This is a genomic window from Kitasatospora sp. NPDC048715, assembly GCF_043198905.1.
Lineage (GTDB): Bacteria > Actinomycetota > Actinomycetes > Streptomycetales > Streptomycetaceae > Kitasatospora > Kitasatospora lactacystinica.
Map to the genome: position 1 here is coordinate 262,693 of NZ_JBICVH010000003.1, position 16,687 is coordinate 279,379.

At 73.9% G+C, this 16,687-nt stretch carries 14 protein-coding genes and 1 pseudogene; 6 read left to right on the forward strand and 9 right to left on the reverse strand.

Translation table 11 applies throughout. From position 1 onward, the window contains the following. Window positions 1–6: 6 nt before the first annotated feature. From ACGFSC_RS07830 to ACGFSC_RS07845, 4 genes are read right to left on the reverse strand one after another with little or no spacing between them, the layout of a single operon-like run. A complete protein-coding gene (locus ACGFSC_RS07830) occupies window positions 7–1,470 on the reverse strand; it encodes an ATP-binding cassette domain-containing protein (protein WP_359897351.1) in 1,464 nt (487 codons plus the stop codon). Then, complete coding sequence (locus ACGFSC_RS07835; RefSeq protein WP_359897353.1) at window positions 1,467–2,315, reverse strand: ABC transporter permease subunit; 849 nt, start codon at window positions 2,313–2,315, stop codon at window positions 1,467–1,469. The genes ACGFSC_RS07830 and ACGFSC_RS07835 overlap by 4 nt, the downstream gene beginning before the upstream one ends. Then, window positions 2,312–3,310: an ABC transporter permease gene (locus ACGFSC_RS07840; protein WP_380353077.1), complete on the reverse strand. Its 999-nt coding sequence runs from the start codon at window positions 3,308–3,310 to the stop codon at window positions 2,312–2,314. The genes ACGFSC_RS07835 and ACGFSC_RS07840 overlap by 4 nt, the downstream gene beginning before the upstream one ends. Then, the gene (locus ACGFSC_RS07845; RefSeq protein ID WP_359897355.1) at window positions 3,307–4,866 is read right to left on the reverse strand and encodes an ABC transporter substrate-binding protein; all 1,560 of its coding nucleotides are present in this window, start codon (window positions 4,864–4,866) and stop codon (window positions 3,307–3,309) included. Before ACGFSC_RS07845 ends, ACGFSC_RS07840 begins: the two co-directional genes overlap by 4 nt. Window positions 4,867–5,249: 383 nt before the next feature. Here ACGFSC_RS07845 and ACGFSC_RS07850 point away from each other — a divergent pair, with 383 nt between their 5' ends. Genes ACGFSC_RS07850 through ACGFSC_RS07870 form a run of 5 tightly spaced genes read left to right on the forward strand, consistent with a single transcriptional unit; the run spans window position 5,250 to window position 11,099 of the window. Continuing rightward, a complete protein-coding gene (locus ACGFSC_RS07850; protein ID WP_359897357.1) occupies window positions 5,250–6,239 on the forward strand; it encodes a TauD/TfdA family dioxygenase in 990 nt (329 codons plus the stop codon). 42 nt (window positions 6,240–6,281) lie between these two features. Next, complete coding sequence (locus ACGFSC_RS07855; RefSeq protein WP_359897358.1) at window positions 6,282–7,268, forward strand: ornithine cyclodeaminase family protein; 987 nt, start codon at window positions 6,282–6,284, stop codon at window positions 7,266–7,268. After that, the gene (locus ACGFSC_RS07860) at window positions 7,259–8,590 is read left to right on the forward strand and encodes a Y4yA family PLP-dependent enzyme (protein WP_359897360.1); all 1,332 of its coding nucleotides are present in this window, start codon (window positions 7,259–7,261) and stop codon (window positions 8,588–8,590) included. The genes ACGFSC_RS07855 and ACGFSC_RS07860 overlap by 10 nt, the downstream gene beginning before the upstream one ends. Window positions 8,591–8,636: 46 nt before the next feature. Continuing rightward, complete coding sequence (locus ACGFSC_RS07865) at window positions 8,637–9,668, forward strand: cysteine synthase family protein (protein ID WP_359897361.1); 1,032 nt, start codon at window positions 8,637–8,639, stop codon at window positions 9,666–9,668. 24 nt (window positions 9,669–9,692) lie between these two features. Continuing rightward, the gene (locus ACGFSC_RS07870) at window positions 9,693–11,099 is read left to right on the forward strand and encodes an MATE family efflux transporter (RefSeq protein WP_359897363.1); all 1,407 of its coding nucleotides are present in this window, start codon (window positions 9,693–9,695) and stop codon (window positions 11,097–11,099) included. A 68-nt stretch (window positions 11,100–11,167) separates the two neighbouring features. On the opposite strand, the gene ACGFSC_RS07875 is transcribed toward ACGFSC_RS07870, so the two are convergent. Continuing rightward, a complete protein-coding gene (locus ACGFSC_RS07875; RefSeq protein WP_359897364.1) occupies window positions 11,168–12,127 on the reverse strand; it encodes a pirin family protein in 960 nt (319 codons plus the stop codon). Between the two features lie 142 nt (window positions 12,128–12,269). Next, a complete protein-coding gene (gene rpe, locus ACGFSC_RS07880) occupies window positions 12,270–12,953 on the reverse strand; it encodes a ribulose-phosphate 3-epimerase (protein WP_359897365.1) in 684 nt (227 codons plus the stop codon). Window positions 12,954–13,218: 265 nt separating this feature from the next. On the opposite strand from rpe, the gene ACGFSC_RS07885 reads away from it, so the two are divergent. Continuing rightward, complete coding sequence (locus ACGFSC_RS07885) at window positions 13,219–14,070, forward strand: hypothetical protein (protein WP_359897366.1); 852 nt, start codon at window positions 13,219–13,221, stop codon at window positions 14,068–14,070. A gap of 13 nt (window positions 14,071–14,083) precedes the next feature. On the opposite strand, the gene ACGFSC_RS07890 is transcribed toward ACGFSC_RS07885, so the two are convergent. The 3 genes and pseudogenes from ACGFSC_RS07890 to ACGFSC_RS07900 form a co-directional block, all read right to left on the reverse strand. After that, complete coding sequence (locus ACGFSC_RS07890; protein ID WP_359897367.1) at window positions 14,084–14,758, reverse strand: C39 family peptidase; 675 nt, start codon at window positions 14,756–14,758, stop codon at window positions 14,084–14,086. Between the two features lie 217 nt (window positions 14,759–14,975). Then, a pseudogene (locus ACGFSC_RS07895) lies at window positions 14,976–15,464 on the reverse strand (DUF4188 domain-containing protein); the annotation flags it as partial. A 214-nt stretch (window positions 15,465–15,678) separates the two neighbouring features. Beyond that, a complete protein-coding gene (locus ACGFSC_RS07900; protein ID WP_359897369.1) occupies window positions 15,679–16,665 on the reverse strand; it encodes an aldo/keto reductase in 987 nt (328 codons plus the stop codon). Window positions 16,666–16,687: the final 22 nt, after the last annotated feature.

The following is a 16,687-nucleotide window of genomic DNA, read 5'->3' on the forward strand; positions in this document are numbered from 1 at the left end:
GAGAGCTCAGTTCGGCACCGGGCTCGGGGCCGCGCGGTGCTCCGTGAGCGGCACCCCGTCGGCGCCGTCGAGGGTGAGGAGGAGGTCCGCGTGGGCCGAGAGCAGCGGCAGGTCGTGGCTGACGAGGACGACGGCGAGGCCCTGGTCGGTCCGTAGGCCGCGCAGGAGTTCCATGATGTCCTCGGCGGTGTCGGCGTCGAGGGCGGAGGTGACCTCGTCGCAGAGCAGGACGTCGGGTTCGGCGGCCAGGGCGCGGGCGATGGAGACGCGCTGGCGCTGTCCGCCGGAGAGTTCGTGGGGGTGGCGGTCGGCGTGGCCGGGGGTGAGGCCGACCGCGGTGAGCAGTTCGGCGACGCGGGCGTCGCACCGGTCGGCGGGCCGTACGGAGTGGAGCTTCAGCGGGCGGATGAGGGCGGCGCCGACGGTGTGGGCGGGGTTGAGGGCGCCGAGCGGGTTCTGCGGGACGAGTTGGACGCGGCGGCGCTGGTCGCGGGTGCGCCGCCGGTAGGAGGAGGCCAGGAGTTCGCCGCCGAGGGTGATCCGGCCGGCCTCGGGGTGGTGGAGTCCCGCGAGGGCGCGCAGCAGCGTGGTCTTGCCGCACCCCGACGGGCCGGTGATCCCGGTCAGCGTGCCGGGCCGCAGGACGAGGTCGAGGCCGGCGAAGACCCGGTGGCGGTTGCGGCCGGTGCCGACCCGGGCGTCGAGTGCCTCCACCTCGACGACGGGCACCGCGTCGGCGCGGACGCGAGCCGGTGCGGGCACCGGGGGCGTTGCGGGCGTGCCCGGGGCCGTGACCGGACGGTCGGGCCACAGGGCGAGGACGTCGTCGGCGCAGCGGGCGACGAAGTCGGGGTCGTGGCTGGTGAGGGCGATGGCGATGCCGTCGCGGTCGGCGATGTCGTGCAGCAGGTCGGCGATGTCGTCGCGCAGGGCGGCGTCCAGGCCGGCGGTGGGTTCGTCGAGGAGGAGGATCGCGGGGCGGCGGGCGAGGGCACGGGCGAGGGCGACGCGCCGCTGCTGTCCGCCGGAGAGGTGCTCGGTCCGGCGGCGTTCGAGGCCTTCGCCGACCGGCAGGCGGACGGCGCGCAGCAGGTCCGTGGCGGAGGTGCCGCGGCGGTCGGCGGCGGTCTCGGTGATGAGGCGGTCGACGCGCATGCGGGGGTTGAGTCCGGAGCCCGGGTCCTGGCCGACGAAGGCGAGCTTGTGGCGGCGCAGCCGGCGCAGTTCCTCGGGCGGGAGGGCGAGGATGTCGTGGCCGAGGACGGTGAGGCTGCCGGCGGTGACGCGCGCGCCCGGCGGGAGGGCGCCGACGAGGGCGCGCAGCAGGGTGGTCTTGCCGGCGCCGGAGGGCCCGGTGACGGCGGTGACGCGGCCCGGGGCGAGGGTGAGCGTGGCGTCGGTGAGCAGCGGGGTGTCCCCGAGGGTGACGGACAGGGCGGCGGCACGGGCAGCGGGGTCGGTGGTGCTCACAGCGGGGTCTCCGGGGTGGGCCGGGCGGGGGCGAGGGCTTCGGCGGCGAGGTTGACGCTGATGGCGAGCAGGCCGATGGCGAGGCAGGGTGCTCCGACGGCCCACGGGTTGAGGGTGATGCCGGCGGCGTTCTCGCGGATCATCAACGCCCAGTCGGCTTCCGGGGGTTGGGGGCCGAGTTGGAGGAAGGCTGCGACGGAGACGATGTAGACGCCCTCGACGAAGCGCAGGCCGAACAGGGCGAGGACGGTGGAGCGCAGGTTGGGGAGGACCTCGTGGACGGTGAGGTGCCAGAGGTTCTCGCCGCCCGCGGCCGCGGCCTCGACGAAGCCGGCGGTGGCGAGGGGGGCGGCCGCGGCGGCGACGATCCGGACCGCGTAGGGGATGCCGAGGAGGGTGGCTGCGGTGGCGACGGCTAGGCGTCCGCCGCCGGGCCAGGCCAGGGCGATCAGCATGATGGCGAGGACGGACGGCAGCAGGATCGTCAGGTCCGCGGCGCGTTCGATCCACCGGCCGAGGGCCGGGCGCAGCACGGCGAGGATGCCGATGGCGGTGGCCGCCGCGGTGACGACGAGGGCGATGGCGAGGGCGGTGGCGATCAGGGGCGCGCCCCCGGTCAGCAGGCGGCTGAGGACGTCGCGGCCGAGCTGGTCGCCGCCGAGCGGCGCGTCGCCGCCCGCTTCGGCGTAGGGGAAGGTGACCGGGGTGTCGATCGGGTGCGGGGCGAGGAGCGGCCCGGCGAGTGCGAGGGCGACGAGGGCGAGGGCGGGAACCGCGCGCACGAGCACCCGTCGCTTCCCTCGGGTGGCGGGCGCGGGGGCCGCTGTCGGGGCGTCGGCGGTCATCGTCGCTCTTCTCCGAGGGTGGTGGTGCGGACGAGGTCGGCGAGCAGCAGGAGCAGGCTGATGGCGGCGCCGGCCGCGGCCACGACTCCGGCGACGAGCGGGGTGTCGCGGTCGGTGATGGCGCCGGCCAGGACGGCGCCGACGCCGGGGTAGTTGAAGAGGGTCTCGACGACGACGGTGCCGCCGAGGAGCATGCCGGCGGAGGTGGCGATGCCGACGGCGACGGCGGGCAGGGCGCCGGGGAGCATGTGGTGGCTGAGGATGCGCCGGCGGGGCAGGCCGTCGAGGACGGCGGCCTGGACGTGCGGCAGGGCGGCCTGGTCGGCGAGTGCGCCGCGCACGATGCGGGTGTTCCAGCCGATCTGGGGGACCGCCAGGGAGAGCAGGGGCAGGACGATCATGGTCCACGACTCGGGTCTGCCGTCCGCGCCGGTGAGGGTGACGGCGGGCAGCCAGCCGGTCCACTGGGAGAGCAGCAGGAGCAGGGCGACCGAGACGACGAACTCGGGGAGGGCGAACGCGGCGGTGGACAGGGTGTCGACGGCGCGGTCGACGCGCCCGCCGGGGCGCAGCGCGGCCCAGCCGCCGAGGGCGAGGGCTCCGGCGGTGCTGAGGGCGAGGGCGAGGGTGCCGAGCAGGAGGGTGTTGGGGAAGGGGCCGGCCAGGACGTCGGTGACGTGCTGTCCGCGCGCGGTGGTGCCGAGGTCGCCGGTGGGCAGGCCGGTCATCCAGTCCAGGAAGCGCTCGGCGACCGGGCGGTCGAGGCCCATGGCGGTGCGGCGGGCGGCGAGGTCGGCGGCGGTGACGCCCCGGTCGGAGCTCGCGCCGGCGGCGTCGCCCGGGAGGAGTTCGACGGCCGCGAAGACGGCGGCGAGCAGGACGACGAGCAGGACCAGGCGCCGTACGGCCTGCCGGGCGACCCGGCCCGCACCGGGGAGGATGCGGGCCGGGAGGGTTCGGGGCGCTTTCGCGTCCGCCGGGTGAGGGGTGGTCAACGCGCCAACCAGGTCTTCTCGAGCTGGACGCGGCCGTAGCCGGGGAGCTTGGGCAGGTCGCGCACGGCCGCGCCGGCGAGGTCGATGCCGTCGGCCATGCCCCACAGCAGGTAGCCGGACTTCGCGAACTCGATCTCCTGGAGCTGGTGGAGCAGCTTGCCGCGCTCGGCGGTGTCGGCGGTGCCCATGGCCTTGCGGTAGGTCTCGTCGAAGCCCGGCTCGTTCCAGCCGGACTCGTTCTGGCCCGCGTCCGAGAGCATCGTCTTGGAGGCGAAGAAGACGACGGAGTCGTTGGTGCCCCAGTAGCTGGTGTAGAGCGTGCCCTTGAGCCAGGTGTCGTCCCAGAACACCTTGGAGTCCTGCTTCACCACGTTGATCTTCACGCCGGCCTCGCGGACCTGGGTGGCGAAGAGGGTCGCGGACTCGGCGAGTCCGGCGATGTCCTCGGTGGTGGTCAGGTCGTAGGTCCTGGAGGTGTCGAAGCCCGCGTCGGCGAGCAGTTGCCTGGCCTTGGCGAGGTCGCGGGTGCGCTGCGGGATGTCCTTGGCGAAGGCGGGGTCGCCGGTGCCGAGGACGTCGTTGGCGACGCTGCCGTAGCCGGAGAGGACCTGCTTGACCATGGCGTCGCGGTCGACGGCGAGCTTGAGGGCCTCGCGCACCCGTGCGTCGGCGAACGGGCCGTCGGCGGTGCGCATGACGACGGGCATCGCCATGTCGTTGGGCCGGCGGACGATCTGGACGTCCTTGCGGGCCTCGGCGGTGCGGGCGGCGACGGCGCCGACGTTGGAGGCGACGTCGATCTGTCCGGCGAGCAGGGCGTTGGCCATGGCCTGGGGGCTCTCGAACAGGCGGACCTCGACGGCGTCCAGCAGGACCTTGCCGCCGTACCAGTTGTCGTTGCGCACCAGGCGGGCGTTGCCGTCGCGGTACCAGTCGAGCTTGAAGGGGCCGGTGCCCGGGGCGCCGGCGACCGCGTCGTCCTTGGTGTCCTTCTTGAGGACGAAGGTGGTCAGGCGGGTCAGCAGCGGCAGGTCGGCGTTGGCGTAGTCGGAGACCAGGACGACGGTCCTGGCGTCCTCGGCGGTGATGCCCTCGGGCTGGATGCCGGGCAGGCGGCTCTTGCCCGCCGGGGTGTTGCGCAGCCGCTTCAGCGACCAGACGACGTCGTCGGCGGTGACCGGGGTGCCGTCGTGGAAGGTGGCGCCGTCGGCCAGGGTGAAGCGCCAGGTCTTCAGGTCGTCCGACGGCTTCCAGGAGGCGGCCAGGCGGGGAGCGGTGTTGGCCGTGGCCCCGGGTATCGCGAGCGTGTCGTAGATCAGGCTGATGATGAGGTAGTCGCTCTCGTTGGCCTGGGTGCCGTGCGGGTCCCGGGTGACCGCCGAGGCCTTGCCGAGCGCACCGACCTTCAGCGTCCCTCCGGGGCGGGGCTGCTGGCCGGTCCCACCGGAGGCCGCGGCTTCCCCGGCGCCACCCTTGCCGCCACCGCAGGCGGCGAGCACGCCGATCGCCCCGGCTCCGGCTCCGGCCCACAGCAGCTGTCGTCTGGTGACGCCCACGTTCGATCCTCGTCTCGGTTCCGTGCTCGATTTGCTTAGGGTTACCTACCCTAAATTCAAGACAAGTCGCAAGCCGCCCGCTGGGGCGCACACGACTTCCGGCCATGCGCCCCAGCGCCCCAATCCGGCCCGCGAGCAGGGGAGTTGCCCCTGCGCCGCACGTGCGCCGCCGCCCGGAACCGAGACTACGTAAATGTAGACATCCAGCCGGGTAAGGCTTGCCTTACCTAAAAGTCGTTGTTACGTTTCCTGTCGTCCGGCCGTTCGAGCCGCCCCGGACCGATGCCCCACGCGCAGCTCCCGTCGCCGTCCCACACCGGCGAGGTGACGCCACGTGCCCGCACCCCGCACCACTTCTCCCCCTGTCCCCGGAAGGTCCCGCCGTGCCCACCTGCCCTGCCCCGGTACGCCGTCTCGACGCCGACGCCGTCGCGGAACTCACCTCCACCGCGGCCGAACTGCTGGCCCTCCACGGCTCCGCGACCAGCCCCGCCCTGCTGGCCGACCTGCCCGTGAAGTGCGCCCGGCTCGGCGAACCGCTGCGCCACCGACTGCGTCCGGTCGACACCGCCGACGGCCTGTTCGTGCTGCGCGGACTGGAGATCGACGACACCCGCCTCGGGCCCACCCCCGACCACTGGTCGACCGTCGGCGACTCCGGCGCGCTCTGGGACGTGGTGCTGCTGCTCGTCTCCACGGCGATGGGCACCCCGATCGCCTGGGACGGCCAGCAGGACGGCCGGTTCGTGCACAACATCGTCCCCACGCCGGGCCACGAGAGCGAGCAGACCGGGGCCTCCAGCTCCGTCCTCCTCACCCCGCACACCGAGGACGCCTTCCACCCCGGCCGCGCGCACCTGCTGCTGCTGTGCTGCATGCGCAACCACGACGCCATCGCCACCACCGCGGCCAGCGTGCGCCTGACCGACCTGCCCGACGCCGACGTCGAACAGCTGAAGCGGCCCGTCGCACCGATCCTGCCCGACGACGCCTACGAGCAGGCCCGGAAGTTCGGCGGCCGGCCCGCGCCGGTCCCCACCCTCTTCGAGGCCCCCGAGGGCCTGACCATGCGCTACGACCCCGCCTACACCCCGCTGGACGGGGCGGACGAGGCATGGCGCGCGGCGTACCGGCGCCTCGGTGACGAACTGGCCCGCGTCTCGGTCGCGGTGAGCCTGGAACCGGGTGACGTCCTGGTCGTCGACAACGACGTCGTCGTCCACGGCCGGGTGCCGTTCCGGGCCCGCTACGACGGCACCGACCGCTGGCTCAAGCGCGCCTCGGTACGCGTGGAAGGCCGCCCCACCCGCCCGCTCGCCGAGCACGACGAACACGGCTACGGCCAGGCCGCCCTCACCGCCAGAGCCGCCTGAACCACCCCTGCCGCCGCCTCACCACCTCGAAAGGGCACCCCCATGGACCGGGACGACACCACCCTGCGCGTACTGTCCACCAGCGACCTCGCCGGCCTGGACATCACCCTCGCCGACGTCGTCGACACCGTCGAACAGGCCTACCGCACCCTGGCCGCCGGGCAGTCCGACAATCCGCGCAAACTCACCGTCAAGCCCGCCGACGGCCACTCCGTCTCCTACGCCATGCTCGGCCGCGACGGCGTGCGCAACGTCGTCGCCGTCAAGACCTCCTACAAGCACGGCCTCGACGAGAGCCGCGAGAACCAGCACTACTACACGACGCTGACCATCTACGACGACGTCACCGGCCTGCCCGTCGCCATGATGGACTGCTCCCGCATCGGATCCCTGCGCACCCCGGCCGTCTCCGCCCTGCTGGCCCGCGAGTGCGCCGCCCCCGACGCCTCGACCGCGCTGGTGATCGGCACCGGCACCCAGGGGCGCCTGGCGCTGCCGTTCCTGCTCACCGCCCTGCCCGGGCTGGAGCGTCTCCTCCTGTCCGGGACCCACCCCGACGGCATCGCCGCCGTCCGCGCCGAACTCGCCCGGCACTTCCCCGACCGCGAGCTCGAACTGGTCACCGACCTCAGGTCCGCCGCCAGCGACGCCGACGTCATCGTCGCGACCGCCGGCGGCCACACCCCCGCCGCCGTCGAGGCCGACTGGCTGAAGCCCGGCGCGGTCTCGATCCTGGTCGGCCACGGCCTCGCCCCCTCCACCCTCCACCGGGCGGACCGGGTGATCGCCACCAGCGAGGCCCAGATGCGCGTCACCGGCACCGACATGGCCGACGCCGACGGCAAGCTCCCGGCCGTCGACCTGGAGCTGCCCGTCGTCATCTCCGGCGCCGCCGCCCGCACCGCCCCCGGGCAGCGGATCTTCGCCTACAACAGCGGACTCGTCGTCACCGACATCGCGCTGGGCCACCGCTTCGCCCAACTCGCCGCCGCCCAGGGCCTCGGAACCGAGGTGGCCCTGTGGCGCTGAGCCTGCCCGCCCACCCCGACCCGCTCACCGACCGGATCCACGACAGCGGACTGCTCCACGAACTCGCCCACGGCCTGGACGGCCCCTTCCACTACCTGCTGCCCGAACGCTTCGACGACAACCTCGCCGCGTTCCGCGCCGCCCTGGCCGACGCCGGGGTCGAGGGCCGCGTCCACTACGCGAAGAAGGCCAACAAGGCCTCCGTGTTCGTGGAACGCTGCGCCGCGGCCGGCGCCGGAATCGACGTCGCCTCCCTCGGCGAACTGCGTGACGCCCTCGGCCACGGCGTGCGCGGCGAGGACCTCGTCGTCACCGGCCCCGCCAAGAACGAGCAGTTGCTGCGCGTCGCCACCCGGCAGGGCGCGCTGATCGCCGTCGACGCCCCCGACGAACTGGAACGCCTGCTCGGCCTCGACACCGACCGTCCCGCCCGCGTCCTGCTGCGCCGGCACCCGCCGGCCCAGCCGCGCAGCCGGTTCGGCCTGGACGACCCGCAACTGCACCAGGCCCTGCGGCGCTGCGCCGAGGCCGGGGACACCGTACGGATGGAGGGCTTCAGCTTCCACCTCTCCGGCTACGCGGTCCAGCCACGCGCCGACCTCGCCGGAGAACTCGTCGAACTCTGCCTCAAGGCGCGGGCGTCGGGCCTGCCGGCGGACCGGATCAGCATCGGCGGCGGCTTCCCCGTCGACTACGTCGCCGCCGATGCCTGGGACACCTTCCTCACCGAACAGGGCCCCGGGCACTACCACGGCGAGAAGGCCTTCGCCGCGGGCGACTTCTACCCGTACCACTCCCCCGTCGCCGGCGCGGACGCACTGCGCGCGATCCTCGCCGCCCGCCCCGGCGGTACCGGACCGAGCCTCGCCGAGCGGCTGCGGCAGGCCGGCGTGACGCTCCTGCTGGAGCCCGGCCGCGCCCTGCTGGACCGCGCCGGGTCGTCGGTGTTCCCCGTCCAGGGCGTCAAGGACCGCGCCGGGTACGGCATCGTCACCGTCGACGGCACCAGCCTCAGCCTGTCCGAGCAGTGGTTCAACAGCGAGTACCTGCCCGACCCGGTCCTGCTCGGCGACCGCGCCGGACCCCCGGGACAGCCGTACCGGGCCTGCGTGGGCGGGGCCAGCTGCCTGGACTCCGACCTGCTCACCTGGCGCAAGATCGCCTTCCCCGCCCGGCCCCGGGTGGGCGACCTGCTCGTCTACCCCAACACCGCGGGCTACCAGATGGACTCCAACGAGTCCCCCTTCCACGAACTGCCGCTGCCGCCGAAGGTCGTCATCGACCACCACGGCGACCGCCCGCGCTGGCGCCTCGACCGCTGACCCCCGCACGAACCTCCCCGCCCCGCCGTCCCCACGGAGCTCCACCATGACCGACGCCCTGAACCGCCCCCCGGTGGTCAGCCGGATGTCCGACCTCATCGGCCGCACCCCGCTGTTCGAACTCGCCCGCGCCGACAACGGCGCCCGGCTGCTGCTGAAGCTGGAGATGTTCAACCCCACCGGCAGCGCCAAGATCCGCATGGCCCGCCAGATGGTCCTCGACGCCGAGGAACGCGGCGACCTGCGCGAAGGCGGCCACATCATCGAGTCCACCTCCGGCAACACCGGCCTGGGCCTGGCCGTCGTCGCCGCCGAACGCGGCTACCGCTTCACCGCCGTCGTCGACAACCACGCCGCCGCCGACAAGCTGCGCGGCATGAAGGCGATGGGCACCGAACTCGTCTTCGTCGACGCCGACACCGACGGCGAGGAACTCCACACCGCGGCCCGCGAGGAACTCGCCGAGGACATGGCCCGCGGCAAGGACAACACCTTCTTCACCGAACAGCACAACAACCCCAGCAACGCGGTCGGTTATTACGCCGTCGGCCGCGAGATCGCCCAGGCCCTCGACAACCGGGTCGACGTGCTGATCGGCGCGGTCGGCACCGGCGGCGGCCTGTGCGGCACCGCCCGCGAGCTCAAGCGCTCCGTACCCGGCGTCGCCGTCGTGGGCGTCGAGCCGAAGGGCTCGATCGCCTTCGGGCCGCCCGCCCACGACTACTACCAGTCCGGCACCGGCACCCCCGAGGGCGCCACCATCGGCCTGCTGGTGGACTACGACCTCATCGACGAGGGAGTGAAGGTCGGCGACATCGAGGCCTTCGCGACCGCCCGCGTCGTCGCCCGCCGCACCGGCCTGCTCATCGGCGGCTCCGCCGGAGGCGTCGTCCACGAGGCCCTGAACCGCCTGCCGGCCCTGGCGCCGGATGCCGTTATGGTCGCCTTCATCAACGACGGTGGCGAGAAGTACATGGACACCGTCTTCAACGACGACTGGATGAACGCCCGCGCACTGCTCGACGAGGCCGTGGAGGCCGACATCGACGAAACGCTCACCAAACTCCGCAGGCCCTGACTTCCGAGAAACGTGACACCCACGATGCAGCAGCTAGCCACCCTCGCCCGCGACAGCCGCGCACTCGCCGCACTCGCCGTCCCGCTCGCCCTCACCCAACTCGCCCAGGTCGCCCTCACCACCACCGACACCATCATGATGGGCGTGCTCGGCACCGAGGCCCTGGCGGCCGGCGGCCTCGCCCTGGTCGTCTTCAACCAGCTGCGCACCATGGGCGTCGGCCTCGTCACCTCCGTCGGCAACCAGGTCGCGGCCGCCGCCGCGCGCGCCGAACGGGACGAGGACGCGGCCGACGACGGCGACGAGGTCCGCGGCCTGGTCCGGGCGGCGATGGCCGTCGCCACCCTGGCCGGCCTCGCGGGCGCCGTCCTGATGGTGCTCATCGGCCAGGCCGCCACCTGGCTCGGCCAGGACGCGGAAGTCGCCCACCGCGCCCAGGGCATGCTCGCCGCCCTCGCCCCCGGCCTGGTCCCCTGCCTCTGGTTCCAGGCGATCCGCCAGTTCACCGTCGGCATGCGCCGCCCCCAGGCCCTGCTGCAGATCACCATCGCCTCCGTCGCCATCAACGCCGGACTCAACTGGCTGTTCATCCACGGCACTTGGGGCCTGCCCAAACTCGGCCTCACCGGCATCGGCGTCGCCACCAGCAGCGTCTACCTGCTCTCCTTCCTCGCCCTCTACGCCTCGGCCCGCCGCGACCCTCAGCTCGCACCCCTGCTGAGCCCGGACTTCTGGCGCGCCGACGCCCCCACCGTGCGCCGCCTGCTCGGCCTCGGCACCCCGATCGCCGCCACCTACGGCTCCGAGGCCGGCTTCTTCTCCGTCACCGCCCTGCTCGCCGGAAGCTTCGGCGCCGCCGCGCTCGCCGCCCACACCGCCGTCAACCAGCTGATCTACATCGTCTTCCAGGTCGCCGTGGGCCTCTCCCACGCGGCCTCCATCAACGTCAGCCGCGAACTCGCCCTCGGCGAGTACGCCGCGGCCCGCCGGATCAAGAACACCGCACTCGCCTGCGGCGCCGCCGTCACCACCCTCGTCGGCATCGCCTACCTCACCGTGCCCGACCTCGTCCTGCGGCCCTACTTCGACCCCGGCGCGGCCGCCGACCAGCAGGGCCTGCGGATCGCCACCGGACTCCTGGCCGTCGTCGCCGTGCTGCAGTTCTTCGACTGCGCCCAGAACATCGGCGTCGGCCTGCTGCGCGGCCTCGACGACACCCGGAGCGGCTTCCGCATCACCCTGATCGGCTACTGGCTCGTGGGCCTGCCCGCCTCCTGGCTCCTCGCCTACCCCCTCGGCGGCGAGACCCGCGGCCTCTGGCTCGGCCTGCTCATCGGCCTCGCCACCACCGCCGTCCTCCTGCTGCGCCGCTACGGCCGCGCCCTCTCGGCCAAGGCGGTCACCTCACCCGAAGCGGCCGTCGCCGGCTGAGCCGGCCGGCGGCACCCTTCCCGCGGGTACGGCCCGATGAGTCCAAAGGGCCGACACCGGTCCGCAGGTCAGCGCTCGCGCCCCCGCGCCTTCAACGGGACGGCCGGCAGCTCCGGGGCGGGCAGCCGCTCGCCTTCGTAGCCGTGCACCTCGCCGAAGCGGTCGCCGGTCGTCCAGTCGGCGCGCGCCCGCGCGATCTCCTCGGTGGAGCGGCCGATGAAGTTCCACCACATGACGATCCGCTCGTCGAAGGGCTCGCCGCCGAGGAGCAGCACGGCGGCGTCGCCGTGGGCGCGCAGCGGGAGGTCGGGGCGCCCGCAGCCGAGGTAGAGCATGGAGCCGGGCTCGACCGGGACGCCGTCGACGTCGACGCGGCCGGACATGGCGAGGACGGCGTACTCGAAGTCGGGGGCGAGCGGGAGGCGGAGGTCCGCGCCGTCGGCGAGGGCGAGGTCGGCGCCGACCAGCGGGGTGTGGGTGGTCCCGGGCGAGGTGGCGGTGTCGAGGGTGCCGAGGATGACGGTGGCGCGCAGGCCCCGGCCGGTGACCACGGGCAGGTCGGGGTGGTGCTCGAAGGCGGGGGCGATGTTCCGGCCGGCCTCCGGGAGGGCCACCCAGAGCTGTGCGCCGTGCAGGTAACGGGCGTGCGGGCGCGGGGACTCCTCGGAGTGCGAGATCGCCCGGCCGGAGGTCATCAGGCCCAGCTCGTACGGCCGGACGGCCCGGAGGCTGCCGAGGCTGTCGCGGTGCAGCACCTCGCCCTGGTGGAGCCAGCTGACCGTCTGGAGGCCCATGTGCGGGTGCGGCGGGACCCGCATGCCGGGCTCGTCGGCGATGTCGTCGGGCCCGTAGTGGTCCACGAAGCACCAGGCGCCCACCATCCGGCGGCCCAGGTTGGGCAGCAGGCGCCGGACCACCGCGCTTCCGCCGAGCGGGAATTGACGGGCCGTCAGCAGATCCTTCACCGGGCCGGCGCTGGCCTCGCGGCCGCAGCCGGCCGGGGCGGGCCTGAGGTCGAGGTTGCTCATCGCGGTTCCACCACCGTACGGAGAGGGGCCGGGCACGGTCCTCGGGGGACATCGTCACCGATCATCCGCCACGGCGCGGCGTTCCTCCACCCGCGCCCGGCCATCCGGCGGTGCCGGCACCGCCCCGACCAGCCCGGTGGCCTCAGTGCCCGCAGGCCCACCAGGCGTCCGCCGTCGCCTTGTCGGCGAGGTCCCGCAGCTTGCGGACCGCCTCGGCCGGGTCCTCGGCCCCGTACACCGCCGAGCCGGCCACGAACACGTCCGCGCCCGCCTCCGCGCAGCGCTCGATCGTGTTCGCCGCGACGCCGCCGTCCACCTGCAGCCACAGCTCCAGGTCGTGCTTGGCGATCAGCTCCCGGGTGCGGCGGATCTTCGGCAGCATGATGTCCAGGAAGGCCTGGCCGCCGAAGCCGGGCTCGACGGTCATGATCAGCACCATGTCGAGCTCGGGCAGCAGGTCCTCGTACGGCTCGATCGGGGTGCCCGGCTTGAGCGCCATCGACGCGCGGGCGCCCTTGGCGCGGATCTCACGGGCGAGCCGGACGGGCGCGGCGGCGGCCTCGACGTGGAAGGTGACCGAGCCGGCGCCGGCCTCGACGTACTGCGGGGCCCAGCGGTCCGGGTCCTCGATCATCAGGTGGAGGTCGAGCGGGGTGTCGGTGGCGCGGGCGAGCGACTCGACCACCGGGACGCCGAGGGTCAGGTTGGGCACGAAGTGGTTGTCCATGACGTCCACGTGCAGCCAGTCGGAACCCCGGACGGCCTCGGCCTCGTCGGCGAGCCGGGCGAAGTCCGCGGACAGGATGCTGGGGTTGATCTGGGCCATGACCGACTACCTTCGTACGAGGACCTGCGGGGGCTGGGCGCCCCCCGGGAGCGGGCACCTCATCCCATCATCCCGCGCCGTACCGCCGCCGGGCGCACAGCACCACCTCGGCGTGACCGTCATCACACCCCCGGCAGGATTACCGGGGCCCCCGCCGTGGTCATCAGCCCTTGAACGGGCCACGGCCCGCCGCGGCTCCCGCCGGGCCGTCCCGACCGCCGAGCTCCCCGGCCCGCCCGGAGCTCCGTCCGAGGAAGGTCTCCCGATGACCGATCTCGTCCATCCCGCCCGCGCGCTGTGGTGGCTCTTCGAGCCGGTGCACGCCGTCACCTACTTCCTGCCCGAGGGCCGCGCCGCCTTCGAGGAGGCCGGTCTGCACGGCCGCCTGCACGGCTACTTCGCCACCCGATCGGCCCCGCTCGGCGCGGTGGACGCCCCGCCGGTGACCGCCGCCTTCTTCAACTTCTCCCCCTCGATGGTCGAGCGCGCCCTGCCGGAGGTGTGGAACCACGCGAGCCCGGAGGAGGCGCTGACCGCCCGGCTGAAGGCCTCCGCGACGATCCTGGAGGGGCTGCTGGAGCACGTGGACAAGGAGCAGGTCGAGCTGGTCGCCGAGACCCTGGAGCAGGCCGCCACCCGGCTGGACTGCGCCGGGCGGGTGCTGGCCGCCGCCAACGCCGCGCTGCCCCGCCCGAGCGGCCTGTACGAGCGGCTCTGGCAGGCCGCCACCGTGATGCGCGAGCACCGCGGCGACGGCCACGTGGCCGCCCTGGTGGCGGCCGGGCTGGACGGCTGCGAGGCGCTGGTGGTCCGCTGCGCGATGGACATGCGGCGCGAGATGCTCCAGCCGCTGCGCGGGTGGACGGACGCCGAGTGGGAGGCGGCGGCCGACCGCCTGGTCGAGCGCGGCTGGCTGACCGCCGAGGGGACGGTCACCGAGCTCGGCCGGATCCGTCACCAGACCCTGGAGGCCGCCACCGACCTGGCCGCGGCCCGGGTCTGGGACGACTACCCGCGGACCGAACTCGACCGGCTCGCCGCGGCGTTGAAGCCGATCTCGGCGCTCTGTCGCGGCCGGCTGCCGATCAACCCGATGGGACTGCCGGACAACCAGTGACCGCTCCGCGACGTCAGGGCGAGGAGACCCGGGGCGGGCCGAGCACGATCCCGCGTCCGGCGTAGAACCGCCCGAACGACCGCCACGGCACGCGCGCGAAGGCCTGCGACTCCCCCGGGAACCCGGAGGGGTTGTGGATCAGCAGCGCCGTGTCCGTGGCACCCACCGCCAGGACCAGGTGCCCGCCACGCCGCACCGGCTCCGGCCCGTACGGCTCCCGGATCGACGGGTGCACCGAGACCATCACCAGCCGGCCGTCGGCCACCTCCGACGACACCTCCTCGGGCGTCAACTCCCGTGCCCGCGCGGCCAGTCCCCAGCGCCGCTCGACGTACTCGGCGAACGGCGCGTGGATCAGCCCGCGCAGGCTGTCACCGTCCCGCAGGTAGGCGCCGGCCGCCACGCACTCGCCCGCGAGCGCCAGCGCCGCCGGGGTCACGCCCCACCAGTGCGCCAGCGCCATCCGCAGACAGGCCACCCCGCACAGCCGCCAGGACCACCACGCGTACTCCTCCGCGGTGGCCGCGCCGGACTGCCCCCAGCGCGGATCGGCGGACGCCTCCAGCCGCCCGTCGACGATCTCCCGCACCAGCTCCGCCGACTCCCACTGCGCGCGGTACGGCACCTCGTGCACCACCCGCACCGACCGCGCCGGCGCCTGCGGCCGCGCGTCGCCCCGATCCACCATTCCCCGACGCTCTCACGGCACGGCGGCCGGGCGGCCCACGACACTCCCGGCGCAGCCGTACTCAGGCACCGGGGGCCGGCGCGGCCCCGACCTCGGACTCGCCCGCCCCGCCCGGCACCGTCCGCGCCCCACCGGCCTCCGGCTCCGACCGGCCGGCCGACGGCTGCGGCTGCGGCTGCGGCTGCGAACCAGCGGTCTCCGGCTCCGGTGCCGGCTCACGGTAGGCCAGCCGCTGCGCCGCGTGCCGGCCGCGCGCCTCCACCGGCAGCGAGCCGGTGGCGCCGGCCAGGCCGAACGGCGGCATGTCGAAGTAGATCGACTCGTACCCGCCCGGCGGCGCGATGTACGTCTCGTGCCAGAGCCCGACGTGCCCGCGGGCCTTGCCCTCCCGCAGCTTGCGGTTGGCGATGCCCCACACGGTGTGGTGGAAGCCGTCCGGCGCGCTCGCGTAGCCGTACAGCTTCTCCTTCGACTCCCAGTACTGGACCACGTAGTAGGTGCGCGGCGAGGCGGTCAGCAGGATGCGGCCGCGCAGGCCGCGCTCGGGGGCGCGGCGCAGGTCGTACAGCATCCGGAGCATCGAGAACATCACCGGGCCCCAGTGGTGCACGGCCCAGAAGCGGTTGATCCGCATGCCGATCAGCAGCACCACGGTGTCGCCGGTGGCGGCGGCGGTGGTGTAGCCCGGCTGCGGCTTGGCGAACAAGGCCAATTGTGCCTCCCCGTACCCTTGCCCATGTAAGCGGTGACTAGACCAGTGCCGGACGGCCCGGTCAAGGCTCGCCACCCTCACAATTCGGCTACTGTGCGGGCGGGTTGACGCCCACCCACTGCCGAGGCCACCGGTCCCCGGCCGGTTCCCCCGGGTGCGCGCGGGGCCCCGGCCCCCGACGAAGGGGCCGGGGCCGGACGCGGACGGCCTACCAGGCGTAGTCCTCCGGGGCGGGCCGGTGGCCCGGGAAGAGCTCGTCGAGGTGGTCGAGGGTCTTCTGGTCGAGCTTGAGGTCGAACGCGCCGATGGCGGCGTCGAGGTGGGCCGGGGTGCGGGGGCCGATGATGGGGGCCGTGACGGCCGGGCGGGAGAGGAGCCAGGCGAGGGCGAGGTCGGCGGGGTCGGCGCCGAGTTCGGCGGCGAAGTCCTCGTAGGCCTGGATGCGGTCGCGGTGCTTGGCGAGGAGGTCGCTGACGTAGGGCATGGCGCTGCGGTCGCGGGTGCCCTCGCGCTCCTTGCGCAGGACGCCGCCGAGCAGGCCGCTGCGCAGCGGGGACCACGGGATCAGCCCGAGCCCGTAGTGCTGGAGGGCGGGGACGACTTCGAGCTCGATGGCGCGGTCGAGCAGGTTGTAGAGGGACTGCTCGCTGACCAGGCCGAGGAAGTGGCGGGCGCGGGCGGTCTCCTGGGCCTGGGCGATGTGCCAGCCGGCGAAGTTGCTGGAGCCGACGTAGACGACCTTGCCCTGGGCGACCAGGACCTCCATCGCCTGCCAGATCTCCTCCCAGGGCGTGGCCCGGTCGATGTGGTGCATCTGGTAGAGGTCGATGTGGTCGGTCTGGAGGCGGCGCAGGCTGGCCTCGACGGCCTTGCGGACGGCGAGCGCGGAGAGCTTGCTCTCGTTGGGCCAGTCGCCCATGTCGCCGTAGGCCTTGGTGGCGAGGACGGTGCGCTCGCGGCGTCCGCCGCCCTTGGCGAACCAGCGGCCGATGATCTCCTCGGTCCGCCCCCGCAGCCTGCCCTCGCTGTCGCGGCCGTAGGTGTTGGCGGTGTCGAAGAAGTTGATGCCCCGCTCGTGGGCGGTGTCCATGAGGCGGTGGGCCTCGGCCTCCTCGGTGTGGGGGCCGAAGTTCATGGTGCCGAGGCAGAGGCGGGAGACGGTCAGGCCGGTGCGGCCGAGGTGGGTGTACTCCATGGCGCCCCACCCAAGACCACAC

Bases quoted from the DNA above. Each gene is read 5' to 3' on its own strand.
- ACGFSC_RS07835 (WP_359897353.1), bottom strand. From the start codon at position 2,315: ATGACCGCCGACGCCCCGACAGCGGCCCCCGCGCCCGCCACCCGAGGG.
- ACGFSC_RS07855 (WP_359897358.1), top strand. From the start codon at position 6,282: ATGGACCGGGACGACACCACCCTGCGCGTACTGTCCACCAGCGACCTC.
- ACGFSC_RS07865 (WP_359897361.1), top strand. From the start codon at position 8,637: ATGACCGACGCCCTGAACCGCCCCCCGGTGGTCAGCCGGATGTCCGAC.
- ACGFSC_RS07870 (WP_359897363.1), top strand. From the start codon at position 9,693: ATGCAGCAGCTAGCCACCCTCGCCCGCGACAGCCGCGCACTCGCCGCA.
- ACGFSC_RS07875 (WP_359897364.1), bottom strand. From the start codon at position 12,127: ATGAGCAACCTCGACCTCAGGCCCGCCCCGGCCGGCTGCGGCCGCGAG.
- rpe (WP_359897365.1), bottom strand. From the start codon at position 12,953: ATGGCCCAGATCAACCCCAGCATCCTGTCCGCGGACTTCGCCCGGCTC.
- ACGFSC_RS07885 (WP_359897366.1), top strand. From the start codon at position 13,219: ATGACCGATCTCGTCCATCCCGCCCGCGCGCTGTGGTGGCTCTTCGAG.
- ACGFSC_RS07890 (WP_359897367.1), bottom strand. From the start codon at position 14,758: ATGGTGGATCGGGGCGACGCGCGGCCGCAGGCGCCGGCGCGGTCGGTG.
- ACGFSC_RS07900 (WP_359897369.1), bottom strand. From the start codon at position 16,665: ATGGAGTACACCCACCTCGGCCGCACCGGCCTGACCGTCTCCCGCCTC.